At 61.7% G+C, this 22,920-nt stretch carries 21 protein-coding genes; 9 read left to right on the top strand and 12 right to left on the bottom strand.

All coding sequences use genetic code 11. From position 1 onward, the window contains the following. Nucleotides 1-3 precede the first annotated feature (3 nt). Nucleotides 4-771, bottom strand: coding sequence for a FadR/GntR family transcriptional regulator (locus IB262_RS23330; RefSeq protein WP_090301412.1), 768 nt, complete (start codon nt 769-771; stop codon nt 4-6). 182 nt (nt 772-953) lie between these two features. Here IB262_RS23330 and IB262_RS23325 point away from each other — a divergent pair, with 182 nt between their 5' ends. The 9 genes from IB262_RS23325 to IB262_RS23285 all read left to right on the top strand — a co-directional run bounded on the left by IB262_RS23325 (nt 954) and on the right by IB262_RS23285 (nt 9,993). After that, nucleotides 954-1,937, top strand: coding sequence for an arabinose ABC transporter substrate-binding protein (locus tag IB262_RS23325; RefSeq protein ID WP_192493854.1), 984 nt, complete (start codon nt 954-956; stop codon nt 1,935-1,937). Between the two features lie 174 nt (nt 1,938-2,111). Continuing rightward, complete coding sequence (araG, locus tag IB262_RS23320; protein WP_060603421.1) at nt 2,112-3,626, top strand: L-arabinose ABC transporter ATP-binding protein AraG; 1,515 nt, start codon at nt 2,112-2,114, stop codon at nt 3,624-3,626. Continuing rightward, a complete protein-coding gene (araH, locus tag IB262_RS23315) occupies nt 3,623-4,573 on the top strand; it encodes an L-arabinose ABC transporter permease AraH (protein WP_029742703.1) in 951 nt (316 codons plus the stop codon). The genes araG and araH overlap by 4 nt, the downstream gene beginning before the upstream one ends. A 3-nt stretch (nt 4,574-4,576) precedes the next feature. Then, on the top strand, nt 4,577-5,464 hold the full coding sequence (locus IB262_RS23310) for an aldose 1-epimerase (protein WP_192493853.1): 888 nt from the start codon (nt 4,577-4,579) through the stop codon (nt 5,462-5,464). 332 nt (nt 5,465-5,796) lie between these two features. Then, nucleotides 5,797-6,240 carry a PRC-barrel domain-containing protein gene (locus IB262_RS23305; protein ID WP_210333416.1) on the top strand — a complete coding sequence of 148 codons (444 nt, stop codon included), beginning with the start codon at nt 5,797-5,799 and terminating at the stop codon, nt 6,238-6,240. A 321-nt stretch (nt 6,241-6,561) separates the two neighbouring features. Further along, nucleotides 6,562-7,794: a glycine betaine/L-proline ABC transporter ATP-binding protein ProV gene (gene proV, locus IB262_RS23300; RefSeq protein ID WP_029742706.1), complete on the top strand. Its 1,233-nt coding sequence runs from the start codon at nt 6,562-6,564 to the stop codon at nt 7,792-7,794. A gap of 22 nt (nt 7,795-7,816) precedes the next feature. Then, on the top strand, nt 7,817-8,701 hold the full coding sequence (locus IB262_RS23295) for a proline/glycine betaine ABC transporter permease (protein ID WP_029742707.1): 885 nt from the start codon (nt 7,817-7,819) through the stop codon (nt 8,699-8,701). A 71-nt stretch (nt 8,702-8,772) separates the two neighbouring features. Then, on the top strand, nt 8,773-9,648 hold the full coding sequence (locus tag IB262_RS23290; protein ID WP_192493852.1) for a glycine betaine ABC transporter substrate-binding protein: 876 nt from the start codon (nt 8,773-8,775) through the stop codon (nt 9,646-9,648). 78 nt (nt 9,649-9,726) lie between these two features. Beyond that, nucleotides 9,727-9,993: a helix-turn-helix transcriptional regulator gene (locus IB262_RS23285; RefSeq protein ID WP_226020894.1), complete on the top strand. Its 267-nt coding sequence runs from the start codon at nt 9,727-9,729 to the stop codon at nt 9,991-9,993. Nucleotides 9,994-10,146: 153 nt separating this feature from the next. Here IB262_RS23285 and IB262_RS23280 read toward each other — a convergent pair whose 3' ends face one another. From IB262_RS23280 to IB262_RS23230, 11 genes are all read right to left on the bottom strand, one after another. Continuing rightward, a complete protein-coding gene (locus IB262_RS23280; protein ID WP_192493851.1) occupies nt 10,147-11,058 on the bottom strand; it encodes an FAD:protein FMN transferase in 912 nt (303 codons plus the stop codon). A gap of 4 nt (nt 11,059-11,062) precedes the next feature. Then, a complete protein-coding gene (locus IB262_RS23275; RefSeq protein WP_192493850.1) occupies nt 11,063-11,641 on the bottom strand; it encodes a nitrous oxide reductase accessory protein NosL in 579 nt (192 codons plus the stop codon). After that, a complete protein-coding gene (locus IB262_RS23270) occupies nt 11,638-12,459 on the bottom strand; it encodes an ABC transporter permease subunit (protein WP_034799004.1) in 822 nt (273 codons plus the stop codon). The genes IB262_RS23275 and IB262_RS23270 overlap by 4 nt, the downstream gene beginning before the upstream one ends. Then, nucleotides 12,456-13,355 (bottom strand): ABC transporter ATP-binding protein, encoded by a 900-nt coding sequence (locus tag IB262_RS23265; protein ID WP_192493849.1) that lies wholly within the window; start codon nt 13,353-13,355, stop codon nt 12,456-12,458. The genes IB262_RS23270 and IB262_RS23265 overlap by 4 nt, the downstream gene beginning before the upstream one ends. Beyond that, the gene (locus tag IB262_RS23260) at nt 13,321-14,649 is read right to left on the bottom strand and encodes a nitrous oxide reductase family maturation protein NosD (RefSeq protein ID WP_192493848.1); all 1,329 of its coding nucleotides are present in this window, start codon (nt 14,647-14,649) and stop codon (nt 13,321-13,323) included. The genes IB262_RS23265 and IB262_RS23260 overlap by 35 nt, the downstream gene beginning before the upstream one ends. Before the next feature lie 3 nt (nt 14,650-14,652). Next, a complete protein-coding gene (gene nosZ / locus IB262_RS23255) occupies nt 14,653-16,581 on the bottom strand; it encodes a TAT-dependent nitrous-oxide reductase (RefSeq protein ID WP_192493847.1) in 1,929 nt (642 codons plus the stop codon). A gap of 35 nt (nt 16,582-16,616) precedes the next feature. Next, a complete protein-coding gene (locus tag IB262_RS23250) occupies nt 16,617-18,776 on the bottom strand; it encodes a NosR/NirI family protein (protein WP_192493846.1) in 2,160 nt (719 codons plus the stop codon). 495 nt (nt 18,777-19,271) lie between these two features. Next, the gene (ric, locus tag IB262_RS23245; protein WP_060520879.1) at nt 19,272-19,979 is read right to left on the bottom strand and encodes an iron-sulfur cluster repair di-iron protein; all 708 of its coding nucleotides are present in this window, start codon (nt 19,977-19,979) and stop codon (nt 19,272-19,274) included. 167 nt (nt 19,980-20,146) lie between these two features. Continuing rightward, on the bottom strand, nt 20,147-20,476 hold the full coding sequence (locus IB262_RS23240) for a DUF6522 family protein (protein ID WP_060603409.1): 330 nt from the start codon (nt 20,474-20,476) through the stop codon (nt 20,147-20,149). Between the two features lie 490 nt (nt 20,477-20,966). Further along, entirely contained in the window at nt 20,967-22,283 is a 1,317-nt protein-coding gene (locus tag IB262_RS23235) for an epoxide hydrolase (RefSeq protein WP_192445006.1), read from the bottom strand. Between the two features lie 134 nt (nt 22,284-22,417). After that, a complete protein-coding gene (locus IB262_RS23230; RefSeq protein ID WP_029742721.1) occupies nt 22,418-22,858 on the bottom strand; it encodes a VOC family protein in 441 nt (146 codons plus the stop codon). Between the last annotated feature and the right edge of the window lie 62 nt (nt 22,859-22,920).

Below are 22,920 nucleotides of genomic sequence, written 5' to 3'. Positions count from 1 at the left end.
GTTTCAGCGCGCCGACGGGGCGGGCCGGTGACGTTCTACGGCAAGCTTGAGGTCGCGGGCGGCAAGATCCAGCATGCGCGTGGAACAGTCGCGCGCCCTCGCCTTGTCGCGCAGACGCAGTGCCTCGACCAGTTCGCCATGGATATCGATTGCTTCGTCACGACGTTCGGCAACTTCATTGGAGGCATACAGCGAGAACTTCAGCGCCGCCTGGATGATGCCGACGAGTTGCAGGAAGACCTGGTTATGGCTGGCCTTGAGCAGGCAGGTATGAAAGGCGACGTCGGCATCGGTGAAGCCGACGACATCGCGCTCGCCGTCACGCATCGCCTGCCAGGCGCGCTCGAGGTCGGCAATTTCCTGGACGGTCGCGCGTTCGGCCGCAAACTCAGCGGCCGCCGGCTCGATCGCGCGGCGCGCCTCCAGAACGCAGTTCAAAAGATCGAATTCAAAGATGCGCTCGCCGATCCATTCGAGCACCTGGGAATCGAGGATGTTCCACTCGTCCTTGTTGCAGACGATCGTGCCCACCCGCGAACGGCCGCGGACCATGCCCTTCGATTCCAGCACCTTCAAGGTTTCGCGGATGACGGTCCGGCTGACGCCATAACGTTCGCAAAGGTCGTTTTCGCGCGGCAGGAAGGAGCCGACCGGAAAGACGTCGGCGCAGATGTCCGAGGCGATGGCGCGCGTCACATTCTTTTGAACGCGAGGGCGACGCTGGCCGCGCTCCTGCGCGCCGTTGCTGTAGTCCTGCTCTTCCACCGCCATTTTCCTCCCGCTCCCGTCTCCCTGTCGCTCCATAGCGCAGACGCTTGGAGGCGACAACGCAGCGAAGCACATTATCGTTATACATCACTATCTCATTCATCATACAAAGGCAATTGACGAATATGATGATTCATCATACACAAATGCTCACTGCAGGAGGCAGTTCACCAGGGAGAGACATCATGCGCTTTATCAAGGCAGCCATTCTGGCTGGTACCGTCGCCGTGTTTGCGGCAACCTCGGCGTTCGCTGCCGACGTCAAAATCGGCTTCATCGTCAAGCAGCCGGAAGAGCCGTGGTTCCAGGACGAATGGAAGTTCGCCGACGTCGCCGCTAAGGAAAAGGGCTTCACGCTGGTCAAGATCGGTGCGGAAGACGGCGAGAACGTTCAGTCGGCAATCGACAATCTCGGCGCCCAGGGCGCGCAGGGCTTCATCGTCTGCACCCCTGACGTCAAGCTCGGCCCCGGCATCGTCGCGAAAGCGGCTGCCAACGACCTCAAGCTGATGACGGTCGACGACCGTTTGGTCAACGCCGACGGCAGCCCGATCGAAGACGTGCCCCACATGGGCATTTCGGCGACGAAAATCGGCGAAGCTGTTGGTCAAGCCCTGGTCGACGAAATCAAGAAGCGTGGCTGGGACATGAAGGACGTCGGCGCGATCCGCGTTTCCTACGACCAGCTCCCGACGGCGGTCGACCGCGTTGAGGGCGCACTTTCAGTTCTCAAGGCCAACGGCTTCCCGGAAGCCAACATCTTCGACGCGCCGCAGGCCAAGACCGATACGGAGGCAGCACTTAACGCCTCGACGATCGTGCTCAATAAGAACGCCGGCATCAAGAAGTGGGTTGCGATCGGCCTCAATGACGAAGCGGTACTCGGCGCCGTGCGCGCAACCGAGACGGTCGGCATTGCTCCCGACAGCATGATCGGCGTCGGCATTGGCGGCGCGGACTCGGCGATCAACGAGTTCAAGAAGCCTGCGGCGACCGGCTTCTTCGGCACCGTCATCATCTCGCCGAAGCGCCACGGCTACGAGACCGCACTCAACATGTATGAGTGGATCGCCAACGGCAAGGAACCGGAAAAGCTGACCCTGACCGCCGGCCAGCTTGCGCTGCGCGACAACTACGAGGCCGTACGCAAGGATCTCGGCATCGAGTAATCGCTGCTTGCGACACGAGATCACGATTGTTTGGGTCGGACCGACCCAAACAATCAACGTGATCGATTCTGGTAGTTTAGAGCGGGATGCGGGCGGAAAACCGCGCACACTTTCCGCATCCCGCTCTATCGGCCCGGCGGCTCGGCTGCCTGGCGTTCCGTATCGGAGCCGCATATGCAAGACTTCCTTGAATTCCAATCGATCTCCAAGGGCTATCCCGGCGTCCAGGCGCTGTCGGATGTCTCGTTTTCTGTGCGCAAGGGCGCCGTCCATGGCCTCATGGGCGAGAACGGCGCGGGCAAGTCGACGCTTATCCGCCTGCTCTCGGGCGACCAGTCCGCCGATAACGGCGAGATCCGTATTGAAGGCGAAGCACAAGGCTATCGCTCCGTGCGCGATGCGTTTCGCGCCGGTGTTATCGTCATCCACCAGGAACTGCAGCTCGTTCCGGAACTGACGGTCGCCGAAAACCTCTGGCTCGGCCACTTCCCCGGCAAGGGCGGGGTCATCGATCGACGCCAGTTGCTTCGCGTCGTCGGCGAGAAGCTTGCGGAAATCGGCATTGACGTCGATCCGTCCGCCAAGATCGCCTCGCTCTCGATCGGCGAGCGCCAGATGGTCGAGATCGCCAAGGCCGTCATGCTTGATGCGCGCGTCATCGCGCTCGACGAGCCGACCTCGTCGCTGTCGTCCCGCGAAAGCGAAATCCTCTTTGCCCTGATCGAACGCTTGCGCTCGAATGGCACCGTGATCCTCTATGTCTCCCACCGGCTCGACGAGATCTTCCGGCTTTGCGACAGCCTGACTGTGCTGCGCGACGGCAAGCTTGCCGCCCATCATCCTGACATTTCCAAGGTCACGCGCGACCAGATCATCGCCGAGATGGTCGGACGCGAGATCTCCAACATCTGGGGCTGGCGGGGCCGCGATCTCGGCGCGGAACGTCTGCGCGTCGACGCGATCTGCGGTCCGAAGCTGAAGACACCCTTGAGCTTCTCGGTCCGGCGCGGCGAGATCCTTGGCTTTTTCGGCCTGATCGGCGCTGGCCGCAGCGAGATGACCCGGCTGGTCTATGGCGCAGACAGACGCCACCAGGGAACCGTGACGATCGACGACGCGATCGTGCCGGCCGACAACCCGCCACAATCGATCCGCGCCGGCATGGTCCTGTGCCCAGAGGACCGTAAGTTCGACGGCATCGTTCAGGGGCGCAGCATCGAAGAAAACATGGCGATTTCGTCGCGCCGGCACTTTTCGCCCTTCGGCATCCTCAACCGCAAGAAGGAAGCGGAACTGGCGGACCGCTTCATCGCCAAACTTCGGGTGCGCACGCCGTCCCGCAAGCAGGACATCATCAATCTCTCCGGCGGCAACCAGCAGAAGGTCATCCTTGGCCGCTGGCTCTCCGAACAGGGCGTGAAGGTGCTGATCATCGATGAGCCGACGCGCGGCATCGATGTCGGCGCCAAGTCGGAGATCTATGAAATCCTCTACGAACTCGCCGGTCAGGGCATGGCGATCGTCGTCATCTCCAGCGAATTGCCCGAGGTGATGGGCATTACCGACCGTATCCTCGTCATGTGCCAGGGCCGGATCGCCGCCGATTTCGCGCGCACCGATTTCGACGAAAGACGCATCCTCGCCGCCGCCCTTCCCGATGTTCCAACCGAGCAGGTTCAGCCGTCATGACTTCCTTGAAAAAACTTCTTCTCGGCGAACAGGGTCTGGTCGTCATCTTCGCCGTCGCCTTCGCCATCGTGGCGCTGACGGTTCCGAACTTTCTGACTGAGCGCAACATGCTCGGCCTGCTGCAGTCGGTCGTCACCATCGGCATCGTCGCCTGCACGATGATGTTCTGCCTGGCCTCGCGTGACTTCGACCTCTCGGTCGGCTCCACCGTCGCCTTCTCGGGCATGGCCGCCGTCATGGCATCGAACGCCTCCGGCTCGATCCTCGTCGGCCTGATTGCGGCACTCCTGTGCGGCGGCTTCGTCGGCCTCGTCAACGGCGTGGTGATTGCGCATTTCCGCATCAACGCGCTGATCACGACGCTTGCCACCATGCAGATCGTGCGCGGTTTCGCGCTGATTGCGTCTGACGGTCGCGCCGTCGGCATCAACGACCCGAGCTTCTATCAGTTGGCACTGTCGAAGTTCCTGGGCATCCCTACGCCAATCTGGGTGATGGGTTGCTTCTTCCTCGTCTTCGGTTTCGTGCTGAACCGCACTGTCTTCGGCAAGAACACGCTCGCGATCGGCGGCAACCCGGAAGCCTCGCGCCTCGCCGGCGTCAATGTCTCCAACATGCGCATATGGATCTTCGCACTGCAGGGCCTCGTCTGCGCTGTTGCCGGCGTGCTGCTCGCCTCGCGCATCACGTCAGGCCAGCCGAATGCGGCAACAGGTCTCGAACTCTCGGTCATTTCGGCCTGCGTGCTCGGCGGCGTCTCGCTTGCCGGCGGCCGGGCGGCGATGACCGGCGTGATCGTCGGTGTTCTCATCATGGGCATTGCCGAAAACGTCATGAACCTGCTCAACATCCAGGCCTTCTACCAGTATGTCGTGCGCGGCCTGATCCTTCTGCTCGCAGTGCTGCTCGACAATCTGCGGTCGGCAGCCGCCGGTCGTCGCAGTTAGGGCATGACGGAAGACATCGTCCTCCTAGAAAACGAAGAAGGGCTCACTGTCGAGGTGAGCCCGCCTGGCGGCGCGATCCTGTCGGCCCGCTGGCGCGGTATTCCTTTACTGGCGCCGACGTCGGCACCGGGGCTTGCCTCGCAAGTGTTCAGCGCCGAGGCCTGCTTTCCGCTGGTGCCCTTTGGCAACCGCATTGAGGCCAATGGCTTCCAATTTGACGGTCGCGACTACAGGCTGGAAGCAAACACCACCGATCCGCTCGTTTTGCACGGAGACGGCTGGCTTGGACGCTGGTCAATCCTGCAGCGCGACCGGCAATCGCTCGCCATGCGCTTGGACCAGGAGGCAAGCGTTGCCACACCCTTTGCCTATGAAGCGATAGAGACGATCGCCATCGACGGACCGCGCCTGATCCTCTCGCTCTCCATCACCAACCGCGCCGACCAGGCCCTGCCCTACGGACTGGGCTTCCATCCATACTTTCCGCGCACGACTGAAACGCGCCTCATCGCCCGTGCCGACCGATACTGGAGCGAACGGGAAGGTCATCTGCCAGACCGCCCCGGCCCCATCCCTCAGAGCATGAACTTTGCATCCGGTTCCCCCTTGCCCCCGAACTGGCTGAACAATGCCTTCGACGGCTGGGATGGACGAGCCCGCATCGAATGGCCGGAAACGGGGCTTGCCGCTTCGCTCGAAGCCGATGGGCATTTTCGGTTCTTCGTTCTCTACTCGCCGTCGGCGACAAGCAGCTTCTTTTGCTTCGAGCCGATGAGCCATCGGCCGAACGCGCACCGCGATCAACGCGACGGCGGCCTCGTCCGCCTGCAGCCTCTCCAGACTGTGACCGGAACGATCGCGCTCAGCGTCGAGGAACTGGCGAGCGGGTAACAGTTCGCAAAGAGCGGTTTCGCATCCAGCAATCGTTTACAAGTAACCCTGGGTCAAATTGCTTTAAGTGAAAACTTTTGGTTGCTACCGCGGGGTCCTCGCGCCTGTGCGAACAGCCGGTGCCAGCGCGCCACAGGCGGGATAGCTGCGATCGACCGCCCGGTCGCGGGTCTCCGGTAGAGATTGTGCAGGCATTGGGGACGAAGGCGAAAAGATCAAAGACTTCGCAAGATTGCTTATACCAATGATTCCGTGGAACTTTTTTGAGCAGGCTCCGTTTAGAAGCCGCCACGACCGCCCCGGTCGGTGGCGAGACTGAACAGGAGATATGCATGAATTATGTGACCGCCGCCGCGCTTTCCCTTGCCCTCGTTTCCAGCGCTGCCTTCGCGCAAGAACCCGCAGCAAACGGCGCAGATGCGATGCTGGTCGGCCCTGGCATCACGATGGGCACCACCGCAACGATGCCGCTGAAATATGTGGAAATCAAAGACACCGATATCGTCAATTCACAGCTCATCGGCGTCGATATCTACAACAAGCAGAACGAGACGATCGGCGAGATTTCCGACGTCGTCATCGGCGACGGCAAGTCCGTCATCGGCATCGTCGCAAGCGTCGGCGGTTTCCTCGGCGTGGGCGAGAGCTATGTCGTCATCGACCCGGCGTCAATTGCACTTGCCAACGATAACGGCACTTGGAAGGCCTATGTCGACACCAACAAGGATGACCTCTCCAAGGCACCAAAATTCGATTACGGCAAGCTGAAGAAATAGTGACCGGCCCTGCCGCGCGCGTTCGCTTCTCCGGCGAACGCGTTTTCGTCTTCGGGCGCCTGCACATCCGCCACCGAATAACCGCATTCAGAATGCGCGAAAGCATTCCATTTTCTGCGGCAAATACCGCCATGACTTAGTTTTCTATTCTCACAATGTGGACATTTCTGCACGAGCGTGCCAAAAGACAATCGGATTGCGACATGATGTCGTATTTGCGCAGGCCTTTCTGGTCGTGCGCTTCTCCGTTTCGCTGATCGTTTCATCAGCCTTTCAAACACAAAGGAGAGTGCCCCGCTTCCGGAGCCGGGCCCAGAACATATGGCATTTCAAACTGAGAGCGACCGCTCGGCCGACGAGCAACCGGTCAAGATCAGTATCAAGAACGTTTTCAAGGTTTTTGGCGAGCGGCCGGACGAGGCGCTGAGCCTTCTTAAAGCCGGCAGCACGAAGGCGCAGATCCACGCCGAGACGGGTTGCACCATCGGCGTCAACAACGCGACCTTCGACATTCGGGCCGGCGAGATCTTCGTGATCATGGGGCTTTCGGGTTCCGGCAAGTCGACGATGCTGCGCCTCCTCAACCGCCTGATCGAACCGACCTCCGGTTCCATCGAGATCGATGGCAAAGACGTAGCACGCTTGCCGCGCAGCGAACTGATCGCCTTGCGCCGCCGCGACATAAGCATGGTCTTTCAGTCCTTCGCGCTGCTGCCGAACCGCAGCGTTATCGACAACGCGGCCTTCGGCCTCGAGGTCGCTGGCGTCGGCGAGGCCGAGCGCAAGGCCCGCGCCCGGACGGCTCTGCACGCTGTCGGGCTGGAAGGATACGACGACAGCCGTCCCGACCAGCTCTCCGGCGGCATGAAGCAGCGCGTCGGCCTTGCGCGAGCGCTCGCCGCCGAGCCCTCCGTGCTCCTCATGGACGAAGCCTTCTCTGCCCTTGACCCGCTGATCCGCACCGAGATGCAGGACGAACTTGTCCGCCTTCAGGCCGAACACAGTCGGACCATCGTGTTTGTCAGCCATGATCTCGACGAAGCCATGCGGATCGGCGACCGCATCTGCATCATGCAAAATGGTGAGGTCGTGCAGGTGGGCACCCCGGACGAAATCGTATTGAAGCCCGCCAACGACTATGTGCGGTCGTTCTTCCGCAATGTCGATGTCTCTCAGGTCTTCCGCGCCGGCGACGTCGCCCGCAAGACGCAGGTGACGATCATCGAGCGACAGGGTGTTTCGGCCGCAGCTGCACTCGAGCGCATGGAACATTACGATCGCGAGGTCGCCATCATTCTCGGCCGCGACAAGACCTATCACGGCATGATCAGCCGGTCTTCGTTGATCGCAACCGCCCGCGACGGCGCCGCCGATCCCTATCGGCGCGCCTTCCTGCCGGATATCGAGCCGATCCCGGCGTCGGAAAGCTTGTCCAATGTGCTCGGGAAGGTGGCTGCAAGCGCGTTCCCAATGCCTGTCATCGACGAAGCCAACCGCTACCTCGGCTCGATCAGCAAATCCGCGCTACTCGAAACGCTCGATCGCACCGTCTGATCCAGCCCTTCGGAGACAATCCATGACTTTCGATATCGGTGACGGCGTCGACAGCGCCGTCAACTACATCCTCGACAATTTCGCACCGCTGCTCGATCTGATCGCTGCCGCCATCGGCACCGTGACCAACAGCATCCAGGCGGCACTTCTCGCCGCCCCCTTGGCCCTCGGGCTCGCGATCTTCGTGCTTTTGTCGCTATGGCGCGTCGGCTTCGGCTTTGCGGTCTTTACCGCCCTTTCACTGATGCTGGTCGAACACATGGGCCTTTGGTCCGCGATGATGGAAACCCTGTCGCTCGTCATCGCATCGACGCTCGTTGCCATGCTCATCGGCCTGCCGCTTGGCATCGCCATGGCGCGCAGCGATCGCGTCGCGGCATCCGTGCGACCCATGCTGGACCTCATGCAAACCATGCCGGCCTTCGTCTACCTCATCCCGGCGGCGATGTTCTTCGGCCTTGGCGCCGTGCCCGGGACGATCGCTACGGTGATCTTCTCGATGCCGCCGGTCGTGCGGCTCACCAATCTCGGCATCCGTCAGGTGCATGTGGAGTTCATCGAGGCCGGCAACGCCTTCGGCTGCACCGCCTGGCAGCTGCTCGTGAAGGTGCAACTGCCGAACGCCATGCCTTCGATCATGGCCGGCATCAACCAGACGATCATGCTTTCTCTCTCCATGGTGGTGATCGCCTCGATGATCGGTGCGGGCGGCATCGGCAACACGGTCCTGACCGGCATCCAGCGTCTCGACGTCGGAACCGGTTTCGAAGGCGGTCTCGCCGTCGTCATTCTCGCCGTCATTCTCGACCGGATCACCCAGAGCTTCGGCAAGGAGCGCGCCAGCCCGTGGCGCGTCCTGTTCCGCCGGCGACAGGAACAACCCCGGACCTCTCCCGTCACTGCCTGACGCTGCGGACTTTCCCATCCATCTGGCAGCGTTCGCGCTGCCGCTTGCAAACGTTCAAGAAAGGAACATCCATGTTCAAGACCCTTGCGACCATCAGCCTTGCGGCCAGCATTGCCGCCGGTACGTTTGGCGCGGCTGCCGCAGAGGAAAAGCAACCCGTCAGGATCGGCTGGGCCGCCTGGTCGGACGCCGAGTTCGTCACCAAGCTCGCCGCAAAACTGATCAAGGACGAGCTCGGCCAGGAGGTCGAACTGGTCCAAACGGACATCGCTCCGCTTTACCAGGGTGTCAGCCGCGGCGACCTCGATGCCATGATGATGGCTTGGCTGCCGGAAACCCACGCCGACTACTTCGCCAAGGTGAAGGGCAAGGTAACGACCCTCGGGACCGTTTACGACGGCGCCAGGCTCGGCTGGGTGGTTCCGAAATACATTCCCGAAGACGCCATCGCCTCGATCGACGACCTCAAGAAGGACGATGTGAAGGAGAAGCTCAAGGGCAGGATCGAGGGCATCGATCCCGGCGCGGGCCTTACGCGTCTGTCCGAGCAGGCAGTCAAGAGCTACGCGCTCGACGGATACAAGCTACAGATCTCCAGTGAGGCCGGCATGCTGACGACCATTGACCGGGCGATGCGCAAGAAGGATTGGTTTGTCGCCACGGCCTGGAGCCCGCATTGGATGTTCGGCAAGTACGAGCTTCGCTATATAGCGGATCCGAAGAACGCGCTCGGCAAGGCCGAACGTGTGGACGTGCTGGCACGCAAGGACATCGAAAAGGACAACCCCGAAGTCTCAGGCCTGCTGTCGCGCATGAAGCTGCCGATCGCCGATCTTGAAGCCGCGATGTTTAACGCCCAGCAGACCTCCTACGAAAAGGCTGTCGACCAGTACATCGCGGATCATCCCGACCAGATCAAAGCCTGGCTCGCCAAGGACGGTGGCTAAGCTCTGCCACTCGCGTCCACAACCGACGCCCGCGATCTCGTTGCGGGCGTACCTCCCGACAGAAGGATCATCGACATCATGAACGACATGCTTGCACCCCGCGCCACGGCCGACGCCACCGACGACACGATCGGTGGCCGCATTTCGCTTGCCCGCGATGCCATCAAGCTTTCGATCGAAGAGATATCCGCAATCGCGGGTGTTACCGAAGAGACCTGGATCAGCTGGGAAAATGACCGCGCAGAACCGAGGGCCAACCGCCTCGACATGATGGCCGGCATCCTGCAGGTCAACATCGCCTGGCTTCTCGATGGGCGCGGAACAGGACCAGTGGAGGCGAGGTAGTCCGCAAGCACTGCCCCGTTCGGCGCGCTCAGGAAGAACACCAACACCGTCACAGGCGATCGTCGCTGCGGTCGCAGCCGCCTACCTTTCGCCGATCGGGGTCGAGACGGATCCGACCCTTCTCAAGCCCCCGATGACCCTTGGTCGCCCACCTTAAACGGAGGCGGCTTCCAGGCGGACGCCGTCAAAACGCGCGTTCATCGCAACGATCGATCCTGCATCCGGCATCAGGCATGCGGCCGTCGCCAGCGCGTCGGCGATGGCAGCGGATGGTGCCGACACCGAGACAGAGCGCCAGTTTGCGGGCGCGGGCATTCCGGTCAGGGGATCGAGAATATGTCCGTCTCTGGCTGCTTGATCGAAGGTCGTGCCGAGAGGGGCGGAGGTGGCGACCGCTCGCTGGCGCAGCGGCAGGCGCTCGCCTGATTCCAGTCGGACTGGCCATCCACCGCCGCCCGGTTGTCCCCCGAGCGCACGGAACTCGCCGGTATCGATCAGAATGTCCGTCAGTCCCTCACCTTCAAGCATTGCTGCTACGCGGTCGGCGACATACCCCTGGCCGATGCCGTTCAACGTCAGCGCCATGCCCGGATGCAGCGTGATCGCTGCTGCATCGAGCTTGACCTTGCCCCAGCCGACGTTGCCACGCACGCGATCAACGTCCGCCGGGCCGGGTCGCGTGCCGTTTGCAGCCGATTGAGCCCAGAGCGTCCAGAGCGGCTGTACCGTCGGATCGAAGCGCCCGCCGCTTGCCAGGTGGACTGCGTTGGCCAGTGACAGACATTCCAAAAGCTCGAATGGCGGGTCTTGAAGATGACCGTCGCGGTTCAACCGGCAAAGCGCGCTGTTGGCACGGTAGAGGCTAAGGATGTTTTCCAGACGGTCGATCTCCGCCATGACCCTGGAGACGACCGTCTCGGCCTCGGGGTGCGCAATCCGGATCGAGGCACGCGCGCCAAGAGCCTGACCTGTCCAGAAGCGGGTTGCCGCGTTGGCGTGGGCGATGGCGGGCGCCGTTGCGAGAACTGCAGAAATTGCAATCAAGCGGCGTCGGGTCAGCAGCATGGGGTCAACCTCCGGCTGGATGGGGCAATGCGCGCAGACGGCCGAGATAGTCTTCGTCGTCCGCTCGCGGTTCCGAGCCGGTCTCCACCGGCGTCAAAACCATGGCATCGGTAATATCGGCGAGCGCAAGCACCTGGCCGCCCTCGGCAAGAACGAAGGCCGCAGCCTCGTCGCGGCTTGAAAACGGCACGGCTTCGGGCGCACCCATGCCGCCTCGCCGGGCAGAGCCGACCACGTAGAACGCCTTGTCGGCGGCGATCCAGTTGCCGTCACCGGGCTGGTCCCACGTTGCCCCCGCAGCCCCCATGTCATTGACATAGATGACGAGGATCGGCGCAATCTGCTCCGGCCCACGCGCATAGGCGATCGCATCGCGCACCTGACTGAAGAAGAGCGGCGCGGGGCTTCCTTCCAGAAAGATCTGGGCCTTCGGGCCGGGGTGCTCCAGAAGGTTCATCTGGCAGTAATGACCGAGGGTCTCGGGCGTCATGTCCTGCGGCACGATGCTTTGGGCGACGTCCTTGCAGGCGGAGAGCAGCGCCAGAGCGGCCGCGACGAGCACGAAGCGAAGTCGGGTCCTCATGGGGTCACCTTTCGGAAGGCTGCGGCGGCAAGGGCTATGGCGGCGAGTGGCCAGGCGAGAAGGGAGGCTGCCGATTGCCAGAGCGGGATCGTGCCGGCGGCGCCACCCAGTCCGCCTGCGGCAGAAACGGCTTGTGCGGCCGAGAGGTTAAAGACGCGAAAGGCGTCGGCAGGGTTGGCAAGCAGCGCAACGGGCAATGCGTGTGTGGTGAAGGCACCGCCTCCATCCGTCACGATTAACGCCAACAGGGCGAGGTCGTAGAGCACCACCGCCACCAGCCAGAGCGCGATGGCCAAGCCCGCCGCCCCCGACGGCCGTCGCGCCAAAGCCGAAAGCGCATAGCCGGTGCCAAGAAAGGTCGCACCCAGCAGCACAGAGGACCAGATCAGCCGCCATAGGGCGCCAAGCCCCGCGGTTGCTCCAGGATCGAACCAGACGGCTGCGAGCGCCGCCGCGCCGTAGCCAAGCGTCACGGCAAGACCGAGGATTGCGAGATGCGCCAGCAGTTTGCCGAGCAGAATCTGCAGGCGTGAGACGGGATAGGTGAGAAGCAGTGGCAGCGTGCCGCGTTCCACTTCGCCAGCCACCGCATCGAAACTCATCAGCAATGCCAAAAGCGGAACCAGATAGACCGCAAGCGAAGTGAGCGAGGCGACCGTTACGGAGAGCCGGTCGACGCCGACATCGCCCGTCGGGGCAGAGCCGGCGGCGGCCAGCACCAGGGCGAACAGCACCATCATGCCGGTCGCGATAGAGACCCAACGATTGCGCAATGCGATACGGAATTCGCTGACGGCGGTGGCAAGGATGCGGTTCATTGCCCGTCCCTCCGGCTGAAGTGGCTGTAGATGTCCTCGAGGCTGGGCGGGATGACATCGAGATCGGCAATGGCGCTCCCAAGCGCCGCAATGCGGGCAAGGAGCGGCAGTTTTTCCGACTGCGAACCGCGAAGGCGCAAGAGACCGTCCTCCCCTTCCACCCCCTCGGGAAAGGTCGCTGCCAGCGCCGGCGCATGGCCCGGTGCGGGGCGAACGGAAATGGCGACCGGAAGTGCCGCACGGGTCCGAAGATCGGCAAGCGTACCTTCTGCCACCAGTTCCCCACCGGAAAGGATGAGGATGCTGTCGGTGCGGGCCTCCACCTCGGTCAACACGTGGGAGGAGAGCAGGATGGCGGTTCCTTCTGCGGCCAACCCGTCGAGCAGGTCATAGAAGTCCCGTCGCGACACCGGGTCGAGGCCCGAGGTCGGTTCGTCCAGCACCAGGAGACGGGGGCGGCCGATCAGCGTCTGGGCCAGACCCACCCGCTGGCGCATGCCCTTGGAATAGGTACCGATCCGACGCCGCGCCGCGTGGCTAAGTCCGACCCTCGCAAGAAGCTCCGTGGCCTGCTTCGGGTTTTCGCCACGCAGTGCGAGATAGTGGCGAAGCTGTTCTTCTCCCGTCAAAGCCGGGTGAAAGGCGACATTTTCCGGCAGATACGCCACCTGGGTCCGCGCGGCGGGCGAACCGGGCGCCGAGCCGCAAACCGAAACCTCGCCGCTGTCGAAGGGGATGAGGCCAAGCACGATCTTCATCATCGTCGACTTGCCCGCACCGTTATGGCCGAGCAGTGCCGCGCGCCGTCCCGGCTCCAGCGCAAGGGACACGGACTTGAGCGCTTCCACCGATTGGAAACGCTTAGTGAGCCTGGAGATTGTCAGCGTCGGTGTCATCGTAATTTCCTTCAGTCCAGCGCCCTGCGGCCTCGGCCTCATAGGCAAGGATTTCGAGCGGGACAGGGATGGTCAGGGGGCGCATCAGCGGCGCGCTGTCGCGCACGCCTCCAGGCAGCGTGGCGGGAAAATCCCGCTGGCTCCAGCGAACGATCTGCACGGCCGGCGAGCCGGTGAGCAGGCTTGCCGCGGGCTGCGACCAGAGGATCTGGTCCATCAGGTCGTTGGGGCGGTAGAAACTGTCGGCAACGCCGTCGCCGTTGAGGTCGAAGGCCGGATGATCGGACCAGAAATTGCCCCGGCCTTCATGGCTCCATTCCATATTGCGGGTGCCGACGTATTTGACCTGCTCGCGGTTGGCGATGAAGGCGTTGCCTGTCAGCACATTCTTTTCCGAACCGGCGGTGAAATGTATGCCAATGCCGCAGCTCTCGAAGCGATTTCCCCAGACCAGGTTCTTGTGGGCGTTGTAGATGAACAGGCATTTCTTCGTGCCCCCGCGCACCAGATTGCCTGACACGTCGGCATTGTTGGCATAGTTCAGCATCAGCCCATGCTCGCGGTCGCCGAGGCTGAGATTGTTCAGGATCTTCGCGCGGTTGGAGAACATGATCGCAAAGCCCAGATGGTTTCCGATCGAGATGTTGTCGGAAACCTCGGTGTTGCGGGTGTACATGAAGTGCACGGCAAAGCGCAGGTCGCGCATAATGTTGCGGCGATAGATGCTGTCGGCGCTGGCGTTCGAAAAGATGCCGTCGCGACCGTAGCGGATAATATTGTCTTGAAGCAGCGTACCGGGGCTGTTCCAGACATAGATGCCGTTACCGCGCTCGTTCATGCGGGCGCTGCGCGTGCCGATGATCTCGTTTCCGGAGACAATCGTGTCGCGGCCGCCATGGACGTCGATGCCGTGCATGTTGTCGGTGACGAGCAGCTTTTCGACACGGGCGCGATCGGCGCCTTGAACGATTTTGACCCCGGCGTCGAGATCCTGGTTGATACGACCCGAACCGGTGACGGTGAACCCCGTCAAGGTGACGTCCGACGCGGCAATCGTCACCACGCTACCCTGCTTAAGCCCATTCATCACCGCTCCACGCGGACCAGTGATGGTCAGTGGTCGGTCGATGGTGACGGGGCCGTCATAGGCCCCGTCGGTCAACACCAGCACATCGCCGGGTTGAGCCCCGGCGATGGCTGCGGCAAGACTGCCCGCACCCGGCACGACTGCGCGCTCCGCCGCTAAGAGCGGAGAGGCGAGAAGAAAGCCGATCAGGAGAACGGACAGCCGCATCGATCAGGCGCCCTTCGGTTCCACGAACATGCGGCCGCGCATTTCCATGTGCAGGGCATGGCAGAACCATTGGCAATAGTACCAGTAGACGCCAGGATTGGCCGCAACGAAGGTAACGGAGCTCGTCTGTTGCGGGCCGACCTCCATCGCCACGCCGTGATTGCCCATGGTGAAGCCATGGGTAAGGTCATCGATCTCATCGAGATTGGTGACGATGACCGTGACTTCGTCGCCCTCCTTCACCGTAAAGCTCGGCTGGCTGAAGCTGGGTGCGACCGAGGTCATGTAGACGCGAACCTTGTTGCCGTCGCGGATCACGGCCTCGGTCCATTCGTCGATGTCGACCTCATCGGCCTCGGCCTGCTTGCGGGTTTCGGCCCACAGCGGATCCTTGCGATCCCAGACCGAGCGGATGTTCGGCAGGATCGAGGGGGAGACGGCGATGGCGTCATGCGGCTCGGCGAAGGTCGGGCCGTCATGGACCAGCACCATCTTGTCACCGGAAATGTCGATCAACTGATCGTTTTCCGGTTTCAGCGGGCCGACATTCAGGAACCGGTCCTTGGAGAATTTGCACAGGCAAACGAGCCAGTCGTTGGCGGCATCGAGCGTTTCGCCCATCACCGTCTTCAAGTGGCCGGGTTGATACTGAACGTCGAGCTTGTCCTTGATCGGATTGATCTTCTCACCGGCGTAGGCGCGGATGGCCTCATCGATGTTCCACTTTACCACCTGGCTGTCGAGGAACAGCGAGGTATAGGCGTTGCCGCGCCCGTCGAAGGCGGTGTGCAATGGGCCAAGGCCCAGTTCCGGTTCCGCAACCACCGCGCTGCGCGGCTCGGCATTGTCGTAGAACAGGGCATCGAACTTCGTCACGTCCAGCACGGTGACGGTTGGCGAAAGCTTGCCGGCAACGCACAGATGCTTCCTGTCCGGCGCCATGTTGCAGCCGTGGGGGTTGTTGGCGATCGGGATGTAGCGCGTGAAGAGCGACTTTGCCTCCTTGCGCCCGTCCACCACCTTGACGCCGTTGATCTCCTCATATTGGCCGGCCTTAATGGCCTTCTCGATTTCGGCGATGTTGAAGACGACGACATGATCCATCTCGGACTTGGTCATCTCTTCCAGCGTCATGCCCATTTCCGAGTTGTAGCTGGTGGAGAACGCCCACTTGCCCTCGTAGTCGGCATCGCAATTGTCGAGGTTGCCCGAGACCTTCACCTGCCAGGCCACTTCCCACTTGTCGGCATCGACGGCGGTGAAGATGTTCACGTAGGTCGCCACGTCCGTCATCGTCGAGCCGTCGTTGACGAGCGGGGCCTCGTCCTCGCCGTTGCAGAACACATAGTTTGAACGCGGCCATTTCTGCGGACGCATGCCGTGGATGCCCTTGGCGTTGGGGATCTCCAGGATGGCGTCGGTCTTCATCACGTCGCAGCGCACGCGCGCCACGCGCGTATTGGCCTTGTCGTTCATGAACAGGTAGCGACCGTCATATTTACCGTCGGTGAAGGACATATGGACGTGATGCAGGTCGCCGTTGTCGTGGATTTTCTTGCCGTTGGCGGCAAGCTGCTTCTTCGTCTTTTCCGTCATCGTGCGCTGATGGATCCGGATCGATTCATTGGTCTGCCCCCAACCGGTGGCCGAGCAACGGTTGAACACCGGCACGCGCATCAGTTCGCGCATCGAGGGAATGCCGAGAATGCGCATCTCGCCGGTCTGACCGGAGGACCAGAAGCCGTAGTAATCGTCGAGCTTGCCCGGGGCGACCGAGCCGTCGGCGCCCGTGGCCGCACGGGCCGGTGTCGCCAATCCTGCAGCGCCGAGGCTGAGTGCGGCCGGCCCTACAGTGCCCGCCAGAATGGCGCTGCCTGCAGTCGCGCTGAAAAGTGCTCGCCGGCTTAGTCCCTTGTGTTCCTTTGTTTCCATGATCTGGTTCCTTTTTGCTTGAACCTTGGCTTCGATTAAACTTTGGCTGCGGGTTGATGGGTCGGCACGCCGCCCGGGCTTGCCGCAAGCTTCGCCCGCGACTTCATCTTCTTGATCACGACGGGGCAGACGGTTTCGGACTGGTAGAGCACCTGGCAGTGCAGGCAGTTGATGCACTCGTTCGGATTGATCTCGCCGGTCCGGTGGATCGCCTGCACCGGACATTGGTGGGCGCAGGTCTGGCAGGGGTTCCCGCATTCATGGTAGCGCTTGAGCCAGTCGAACATGCGTATGCGCGCAGGGATCGCAAGCGCCGCACCGAGCGGGCAGAGGTAGCGGCAATAGAACCTCTCGACGAAGAGCCCGGCGACGAGAAGTGCTGTGGCATAGGCCACGAACGGCCAGGCGCGGATGAACTTCAGGATGATCGCTGTCTTGAATGGCTCGATCTCGGCCAGATGCTCTGCCTGCTCGACGCTCATCAGGGAGACCCCGAAAAGGCCGAGGAAGATCATGTATTTGATCGGCCAGAGTCGCTCGTGCAGGCCCCATGGCAATGTCCATTGCGGGATACGCAGCTTGCGTGCGATCTGGTTGGTCAGCTCCTGCAGTGCGCCGAAGGGGCAGAGCCAGCCGCAATAGGCTCCTCGTCCCCAGAACAGGAGTGCCGCGGCAACGGCAAACCACAGGATGAAGGTGAGCGGATCGAGCAGGAAAGCCTGCCAGCTGAACCCGTTGACGAGACTGCCGAAGAGCGCCATCAGATTGACGACAGAAAGCTGCGCGTTGGCATACCAGCCCAGAAAGACCAGCGTTACCGTCAGGAAGATGATGCGAAAGATGTAGAACGCTCGCGCGTTCCTGACCGCATAGGCCTGGAAGAAGAACACGCCCGTCAGCACGACCAACATGGCGCCGAGCACGACAATCTTCAGCTTCGAGTCGTCCCAGATGCGTTTCCACAGGTCGGACTGTGCAGTCCCCTCGTCACGATCAGCAACGGCTGCAACGTCCTTCACCGGTGGTGGCGCGACAGCACGCAGATACTTCTGCGGAAGCTGGTAACCCAGATCGAAGGTATGAAAGACTTTTTCGACCGGTCCAACCTCACGTTGGGCCAGGAGCTGTATGCGGAAAGGTTTTGTCGGGTCGAAGCCGAGGCCTGCCTTAATGCGGAACAGGTCCATCTCGTTGTATTCCGGCGCACCGGCAAGCGAGATTGCGCCCAGGCGACGGTGGTCGCGATCACGAAAGCGAACGGAAACATCGTCCTGGATCAGCACGATGCGATCAAAGATGCCGCCGCGCACATAGCCTGATCCCTTGAAGGAATAGAGCCCGCGTCCGACCACGGCGATCGCGTGTTCGCCTTCGCCAAGCCAAGCCTGAAGGTTTTTCTCTTCGGCTGCCCCGAGAAAGGCCTTGCCGATGGAAGGTACCGAGACCAGTGCCGCCTGCATCTCGATGAATGTCGTTTCCGGCGCTTGCGCAATCGCGCGCTCGCGGGCGCGCTCATCGGGATGGCCGGCGAAAGCAGCATTGACCTGCGCAACGTCGAGCGACAGGCGGCGCAGCGTGCCGTCACCTTCTGCCTCGACCCAGTCGGCCGGCGTGGTAGCCGCGGGATCGATTTCGAAGCGCGGGCCGGCATTGTCCGCTTCCGGTGTCAATCCGCCAAGCCCGAGCGCGCGCGCAACCTTTAGCCCGGACCGGACGATCGAATCGTCGATGACCATGACGGTCACCGTCGCGCCCGAGATGATATCGACTTCGTGGGTCGTGCCGCCGGATTTCGCCTCGGCGACGAGATCAAGGCCTGCGTAGCCGGCAACAAGCGCCTTCACCTTGGCGTCGGGAATGCCGATGAGGACGATGGGTTCCGAATGTTTCACCAGCCGGACGCCGACGATCTTCGCATCCTTGTCCACCGCCACGAGCGTATGGATGGGTTTGCCGGAATAGCCGGTCGTTCCGACGAAATCCGAGGTCACGAAAACCCACGCCACCGTCTGACCGCCCTTCAGCACCGGGGCCGCCGCCACATCATCACGCACAGCGCCAAAACCGTCCGCTCCTGGCACAAGATCGGAGGCTTTGGTGGTCGGCAAAAACTCCTGAAGCACCGATGCTGCGCTGGCGGATACAGCGCCCCACAGGCTGAGGCAGAGAAGAAGGACAAGACGGAAGAGTTTCATTCCAGGGTGTTTTCCCGCAAATCGTTGCCGGAGCATTGAAACTTTGGCGCGGGACATTCTTTGATCTAGCTCAAACAAAGACAGCTTCGTTGATTGCAATCCTTGATTGTCGCATGTCGTGCACGGATTGATGCTCAGGTGGAGCTGGGGAAAGGACTTCGCGCCAAGCCGGCGGCCGACCAGCGCAAGAACAATACCTTTGAAGTCGGATCGCCCGGCCCGTGGCCTGCCCTCCCCGCGATATCTGCCAGGGGACGGCAGGCAGCCCGCCACCCACAACTACTGCGCGTCGTGCGAATAAATTCCGCCCTGTGAGCTCGGCTCGCGAAGAGCAAATTGATGGCCGCGGTGCCTCGTGGGGGCACGTCGGCGCCAGCTCAAAACAGTGAAAGTGTGCCCGGCGCTAAGCGCCGGGTAGGGTTGCGTGCAAAGAGATGTGTGAAGCTCCGCCTCCTCCCGTTGGGCAAAGCGATGCCGGAAAGACCTGTCAGGGCCTCACCCCGCGGAACGCGCTGCTGGCGAGAGAGCGGAACCCTCAAATGCATCAATGCCAGCGAACCGCGGAAACAGAACGCTGTTTTCCAGATGCATATGTGTAACGAGATCGTCGCAGAATTTTTGAACTCCGACATAGAGCGCCGTCCAGGACCTGCAGGCCCCGTCCGGAAGCGTAAAACCATGCGTCAAATGCTCGATCACGGCGAGGCTCCGGCTCTCGCATGCATGATCGTCCCGCATGCCGGCAATCAGATGTCGGATGTCTGGATCGGGCTCATGGCGCATCATCGGAAAGAGCGCAAGCTCTTCCCGCGCCATATGGGGAAGAAGGTGGTCCTTGAGCTCGGCCAGCGCGTCGGCAAGACCAAGTGGCGCGGAGCGATGAGCACCGTGGACGTGCTCCACCTTTTGGGCAAGCGGGATCAACCATTCCAGATCGGTGCGGTGGGTCTGGTGATAACGCTCCAGAATATGAGCGATAAGCTCGCCTGTAGCATCCGGAGCCTCGCGTCTTGCGGCAAGCTCCAACGCCTGAAGCCGATCGAGCAGATCAGCGGCCTCTATGCCGGCATCCGCGGCCGCTTGCGCAAGCGGTACATCGCCACCACAGCAAAATCCGATCCCGTGCTGTCTGAAGAGTTCCGCGGCACCGGGAAGCTCGCACGCAATCACTCCGACGGCTGTGTCCAATGTGTATTCGGTCAATGTGCTCTCCTTGGCGCCTAAAAGGTCATGATCCGCAATCGATTTCAAAGCGGGGCGATCCATGATCGTTGTTCAAGGGAGAAGCTGGGGCAGTTCTTCCGATCGTTCTTTGTCGAAACGCAACTTTATTCCGGAAGGATCGCAATCGTTGAAGATCTGAATGACCGTTAAGGGCCCTTGCCGCTGGTGCCGTGGCGACGGCGCCAGTTCGCCAGGCGCTCGCGCTCGAACGTGAAGACTTCATCGATCACCGTACCATCGGAAGATACGGTTGCATTCCAGAGACGCCCGCCGCATCGAAGCGTCAACCGGAATGTGCCCAGGTGCTCCCCTTGACCGATCTCAACCTGGCTCTTGACTTCTCCCCGGTCGAGGCGATTTCTAAGCTCAGTCGGGGGCAGACGCAGCGCCGACGACATGGTCGCCGCCGGCACGGAGAAATCGCCACTGGCGTCGCGCTCGACGCGCAAAACTCGTCGGTTTGTCAGTGTCAGCATAGAGCTTTTCTTTTGGATGACGTGTCGTCCCTCGCGCGCGGATGAGGCCGCGCCAGACGGTCCCGTGATGCCTCAAGGCGAACGCTAAGAAGATCGAGCAAAAAGCAGTCGTCAATGCCAGCAGCCGGGATGCTGGCAAACAGTTCAGCAACCTCAATCGTGCAATCGCATAACGTTGGATCCCTCTGTTCCATCTCGACCATGATTTGAACCCTCCAATGTGCTCGATCCGCGAAACCCGGCTGCTCCTTGCTAGATGTTTGGCGTCAGGCCTCGTTGCGCTAACGCAAGCTTTCGGCGCGGTCGTCAAATTCCTCGCCATCATCGACATCCCGGTATCGCATCGGATCAAGCACGTCGGCTACTGACTATTCGACTTAAGTATTCTGCCGCAAAGCCGATACCGATGCCGGCTGAGACCGGCTCCCTTGCTGACCGCGCGGCAATCCGCGCGGAGCTTGCTTGGCCTCTTGGGATGGCGATCCATCGTCTAAGAGCGCATAGACTTGAAGCCTGCTCTGATCTCCTCGACGAAGATTTCGGGTTCCTCCCAGGCGGCGAAGTGCCCACCCTTTAAGGCGCGGTTGTAGTAGACGAGCTTTGGATAAGCCTTTGACAGCCATTGCTTCGGTGGCCGATAGACCTCGCCCGGAAAGACGGTGACGGCCACAGGAACCCTGGCTGGCGTGAGCTTCGCGCCTGCCTTGACGTTCTCCCAATAGATACGTCCGCTCGAGGGCCCTGAGTTGGTCAGCCAATACAAGGTGATATTGTCGAGGATGGCGTCCTTGCCGAGCGCCTGTTCCGCATCGCCACGCGTGAACACCCAGTCGGCGATCTTGTCCAAGAGCCAGGCTGCAAGCCCCACCGGTGAATCGGCAAGGCCGTAGCCGATCGTTTCCGGGCGCGTACTGAGGATCGAGGCGTAACCAAAACCGTTGTTCAGGAAGTCACGAGCCTCGTCGAAAACCTTCTTTTCATCGGCAGACATGGTCTCGGGAGCCGGCCCGCCGTTCTTCAACGCCTTGGCAGCGTCCGCTGGAAGCGTCGTCGAACGCTCCACCCTGTTGACGTGGATGCCAAGCAGTCCGGCTGGCGCCTGACGCGCCAGGGCATCGCTGATGATTGCGCCCCAATCACCGCCTTGCGAGACATAGCTGTTATAGCCGAGTCGCTTCATGAGGGCGTCCCAGGCACGTGCGATCCGTTGCGCCTCCCAACCGGTCGTGTCTGGTTTTTGCGAAAAGCCGAAGCCTGGGATTGAAGGGATGACGAGATGGAAGGCGTCTTCGGCCTTGCCGCCATGTGCAGTCGGATCCGTCAGCGGATCAATGACGTCAAGCAGTTCAAAGATCGAACCCGGCCACCCGTGGGTCATAATCAGCGGAAGAGCATTCTCATGGCGGGAGCGTACGTGGATGAAATGGATGTCGAGCCCGTCGATCTTCGTCAGGAATTGGGGAAACGCGTTCAGCTTGCGCTCTGCCCGGCGCCAATCATAGGAGGACTGCCAATACTGCGCGAGTTCACGAAGCTTGCGCTGCTGGACGCCCTGGGACCGATCCGAGACGGTCGCGCTGTCTGGCCAACGGGTTGCGACCAGGCGCCTTCTGAGGTCAATGAGGGCATTTTCGGGAATGTCGGACTTGAATGGTTGGATGGCATCGCCCGTCGCCGTCGCTTTCACGATGTCGGCTGCGATGCCGGTTCCGGGCAGCACGGCGGCGGCTACACCGATCGCGGCGCCCCGAAACAGAAACGAGCGCCGCGTGAGCGGCCCGTCGCCAGCCTTGTTTTCCAGGTTCATTTCAAAAAACTCCTGTCCGCTAATCCAGAAGGCACATTGGAGAGATCCGCGCAGAGCTCTTGTTCAAAAGATACGCAGAAACAGGTCGAGCGGGGGGCTCGCTCCGCGCGACGGCCCCCGCACTCCATTGATCATCAAACCTCGTCGGGGCCTTTGCGGTAGACGAGAAACTTGTTGCCTTCGGGATCTCGGAAATAGGCACAATAGGGGTCACCGCCGTCCGGGCCTCTCGGGCCGGGAGCACCCTCGTCGGAACCTCCTGCTTCCAGTGCCGTGGCATGAGCCTGATCGACCTGGGCTCGAGAGCGCGCTTCAAAGGCGACCATGGTGCCATTGCCGGCAACCGCTGTCTCTCCGTTGAAGGGCTTCGTCACACCGAATTCGAGGGTACGGTGGCCGTAATAGACAGCGCGTCCGGGCTGGACGAGCACGCGGCCGATGCCGAAGACGGCAAGGAGCTTGTCATAATAAGCCGCTGCGGCATCGAGGTCGTTCGTGCCGACGGTAGAGTGGCCGGCGAGCGCTCTTGTCTTTTCCGCGATCTCCTTGTGCGGGGAGGCCGTGATGTCGTTCATTTTCCTCAGTCCTTTCGTCGCGAGTGACGGTCTCGTCTCGCTGCTTCGTTCGGGATCGTCGC

It is taken from the genome of Ensifer sp. ENS02, from assembly GCF_014851885.1.
GTDB classification, from domain to species: Bacteria; Pseudomonadota; Alphaproteobacteria; order Rhizobiales; family Rhizobiaceae; genus Ensifer; species Ensifer adhaerens.
This window is presented reverse-complemented; position numbering and strand designations above follow the sequence as displayed.

Bases quoted from the DNA above. Each gene is read 5' to 3' on its own strand.
- IB262_RS23270 (WP_034799004.1), bottom strand. From the start codon at position 12,459: ATGAACCGCATCCTTGCCACCGCCGTCAGCGAATTCCGTATCGCATTG.
- IB262_RS23240 (WP_060603409.1), bottom strand. From the start codon at position 20,476: ATGCTGACACTGACAAACCGACGAGTTTTGCGCGTCGAGCGCGACGCC.
- IB262_RS23275 (WP_192493850.1), bottom strand. From the start codon at position 11,641: ATGAGGACCCGACTTCGCTTCGTGCTCGTCGCGGCCGCTCTGGCGCTG.
- IB262_RS23265 (WP_192493849.1), bottom strand. From the start codon at position 13,355: ATGACACCGACGCTGACAATCTCCAGGCTCACTAAGCGTTTCCAATCG.
- IB262_RS23235 (WP_192445006.1), bottom strand. From the start codon at position 22,283: ATGAACCTGGAAAACAAGGCTGGCGACGGGCCGCTCACGCGGCGCTCG.
- IB262_RS23330 (WP_090301412.1), bottom strand. From the start codon at position 771: ATGGCGGTGGAAGAGCAGGACTACAGCAACGGCGCGCAGGAGCGCGGC.
- IB262_RS23310 (WP_192493853.1), top strand. From the start codon at position 4,577: ATGACGGAAGACATCGTCCTCCTAGAAAACGAAGAAGGGCTCACTGTC.
- IB262_RS23295 (WP_029742707.1), top strand. From the start codon at position 7,817: ATGACTTTCGATATCGGTGACGGCGTCGACAGCGCCGTCAACTACATC.
- IB262_RS23290 (WP_192493852.1), top strand. From the start codon at position 8,773: ATGTTCAAGACCCTTGCGACCATCAGCCTTGCGGCCAGCATTGCCGCC.
- proV (WP_029742706.1), top strand. From the start codon at position 6,562: ATGGCATTTCAAACTGAGAGCGACCGCTCGGCCGACGAGCAACCGGTC.
- araH (WP_029742703.1), top strand. From the start codon at position 3,623: ATGACTTCCTTGAAAAAACTTCTTCTCGGCGAACAGGGTCTGGTCGTC.
- araG (WP_060603421.1), top strand. From the start codon at position 2,112: ATGCAAGACTTCCTTGAATTCCAATCGATCTCCAAGGGCTATCCCGGC.
- IB262_RS23280 (WP_192493851.1), bottom strand. From the start codon at position 11,058: ATGCTGCTGACCCGACGCCGCTTGATTGCAATTTCTGCAGTTCTCGCA.
- IB262_RS23250 (WP_192493846.1), bottom strand. From the start codon at position 18,776: ATGAAACTCTTCCGTCTTGTCCTTCTTCTCTGCCTCAGCCTGTGGGGC.
- IB262_RS23230 (WP_029742721.1), bottom strand. From the start codon at position 22,858: ATGAACGACATCACGGCCTCCCCGCACAAGGAGATCGCGGAAAAGACA.
- IB262_RS23325 (WP_192493854.1), top strand. From the start codon at position 954: ATGCGCTTTATCAAGGCAGCCATTCTGGCTGGTACCGTCGCCGTGTTT.
- nosZ (WP_192493847.1), bottom strand. From the start codon at position 16,581: ATGGAAACAAAGGAACACAAGGGACTAAGCCGGCGAGCACTTTTCAGC.
- IB262_RS23305 (WP_210333416.1), top strand. From the start codon at position 5,797: ATGAATTATGTGACCGCCGCCGCGCTTTCCCTTGCCCTCGTTTCCAGC.
- IB262_RS23285 (WP_226020894.1), top strand. From the start codon at position 9,727: ATGAACGACATGCTTGCACCCCGCGCCACGGCCGACGCCACCGACGAC.
- IB262_RS23260 (WP_192493848.1), bottom strand. From the start codon at position 14,649: ATGCGGCTGTCCGTTCTCCTGATCGGCTTTCTTCTCGCCTCTCCGCTC.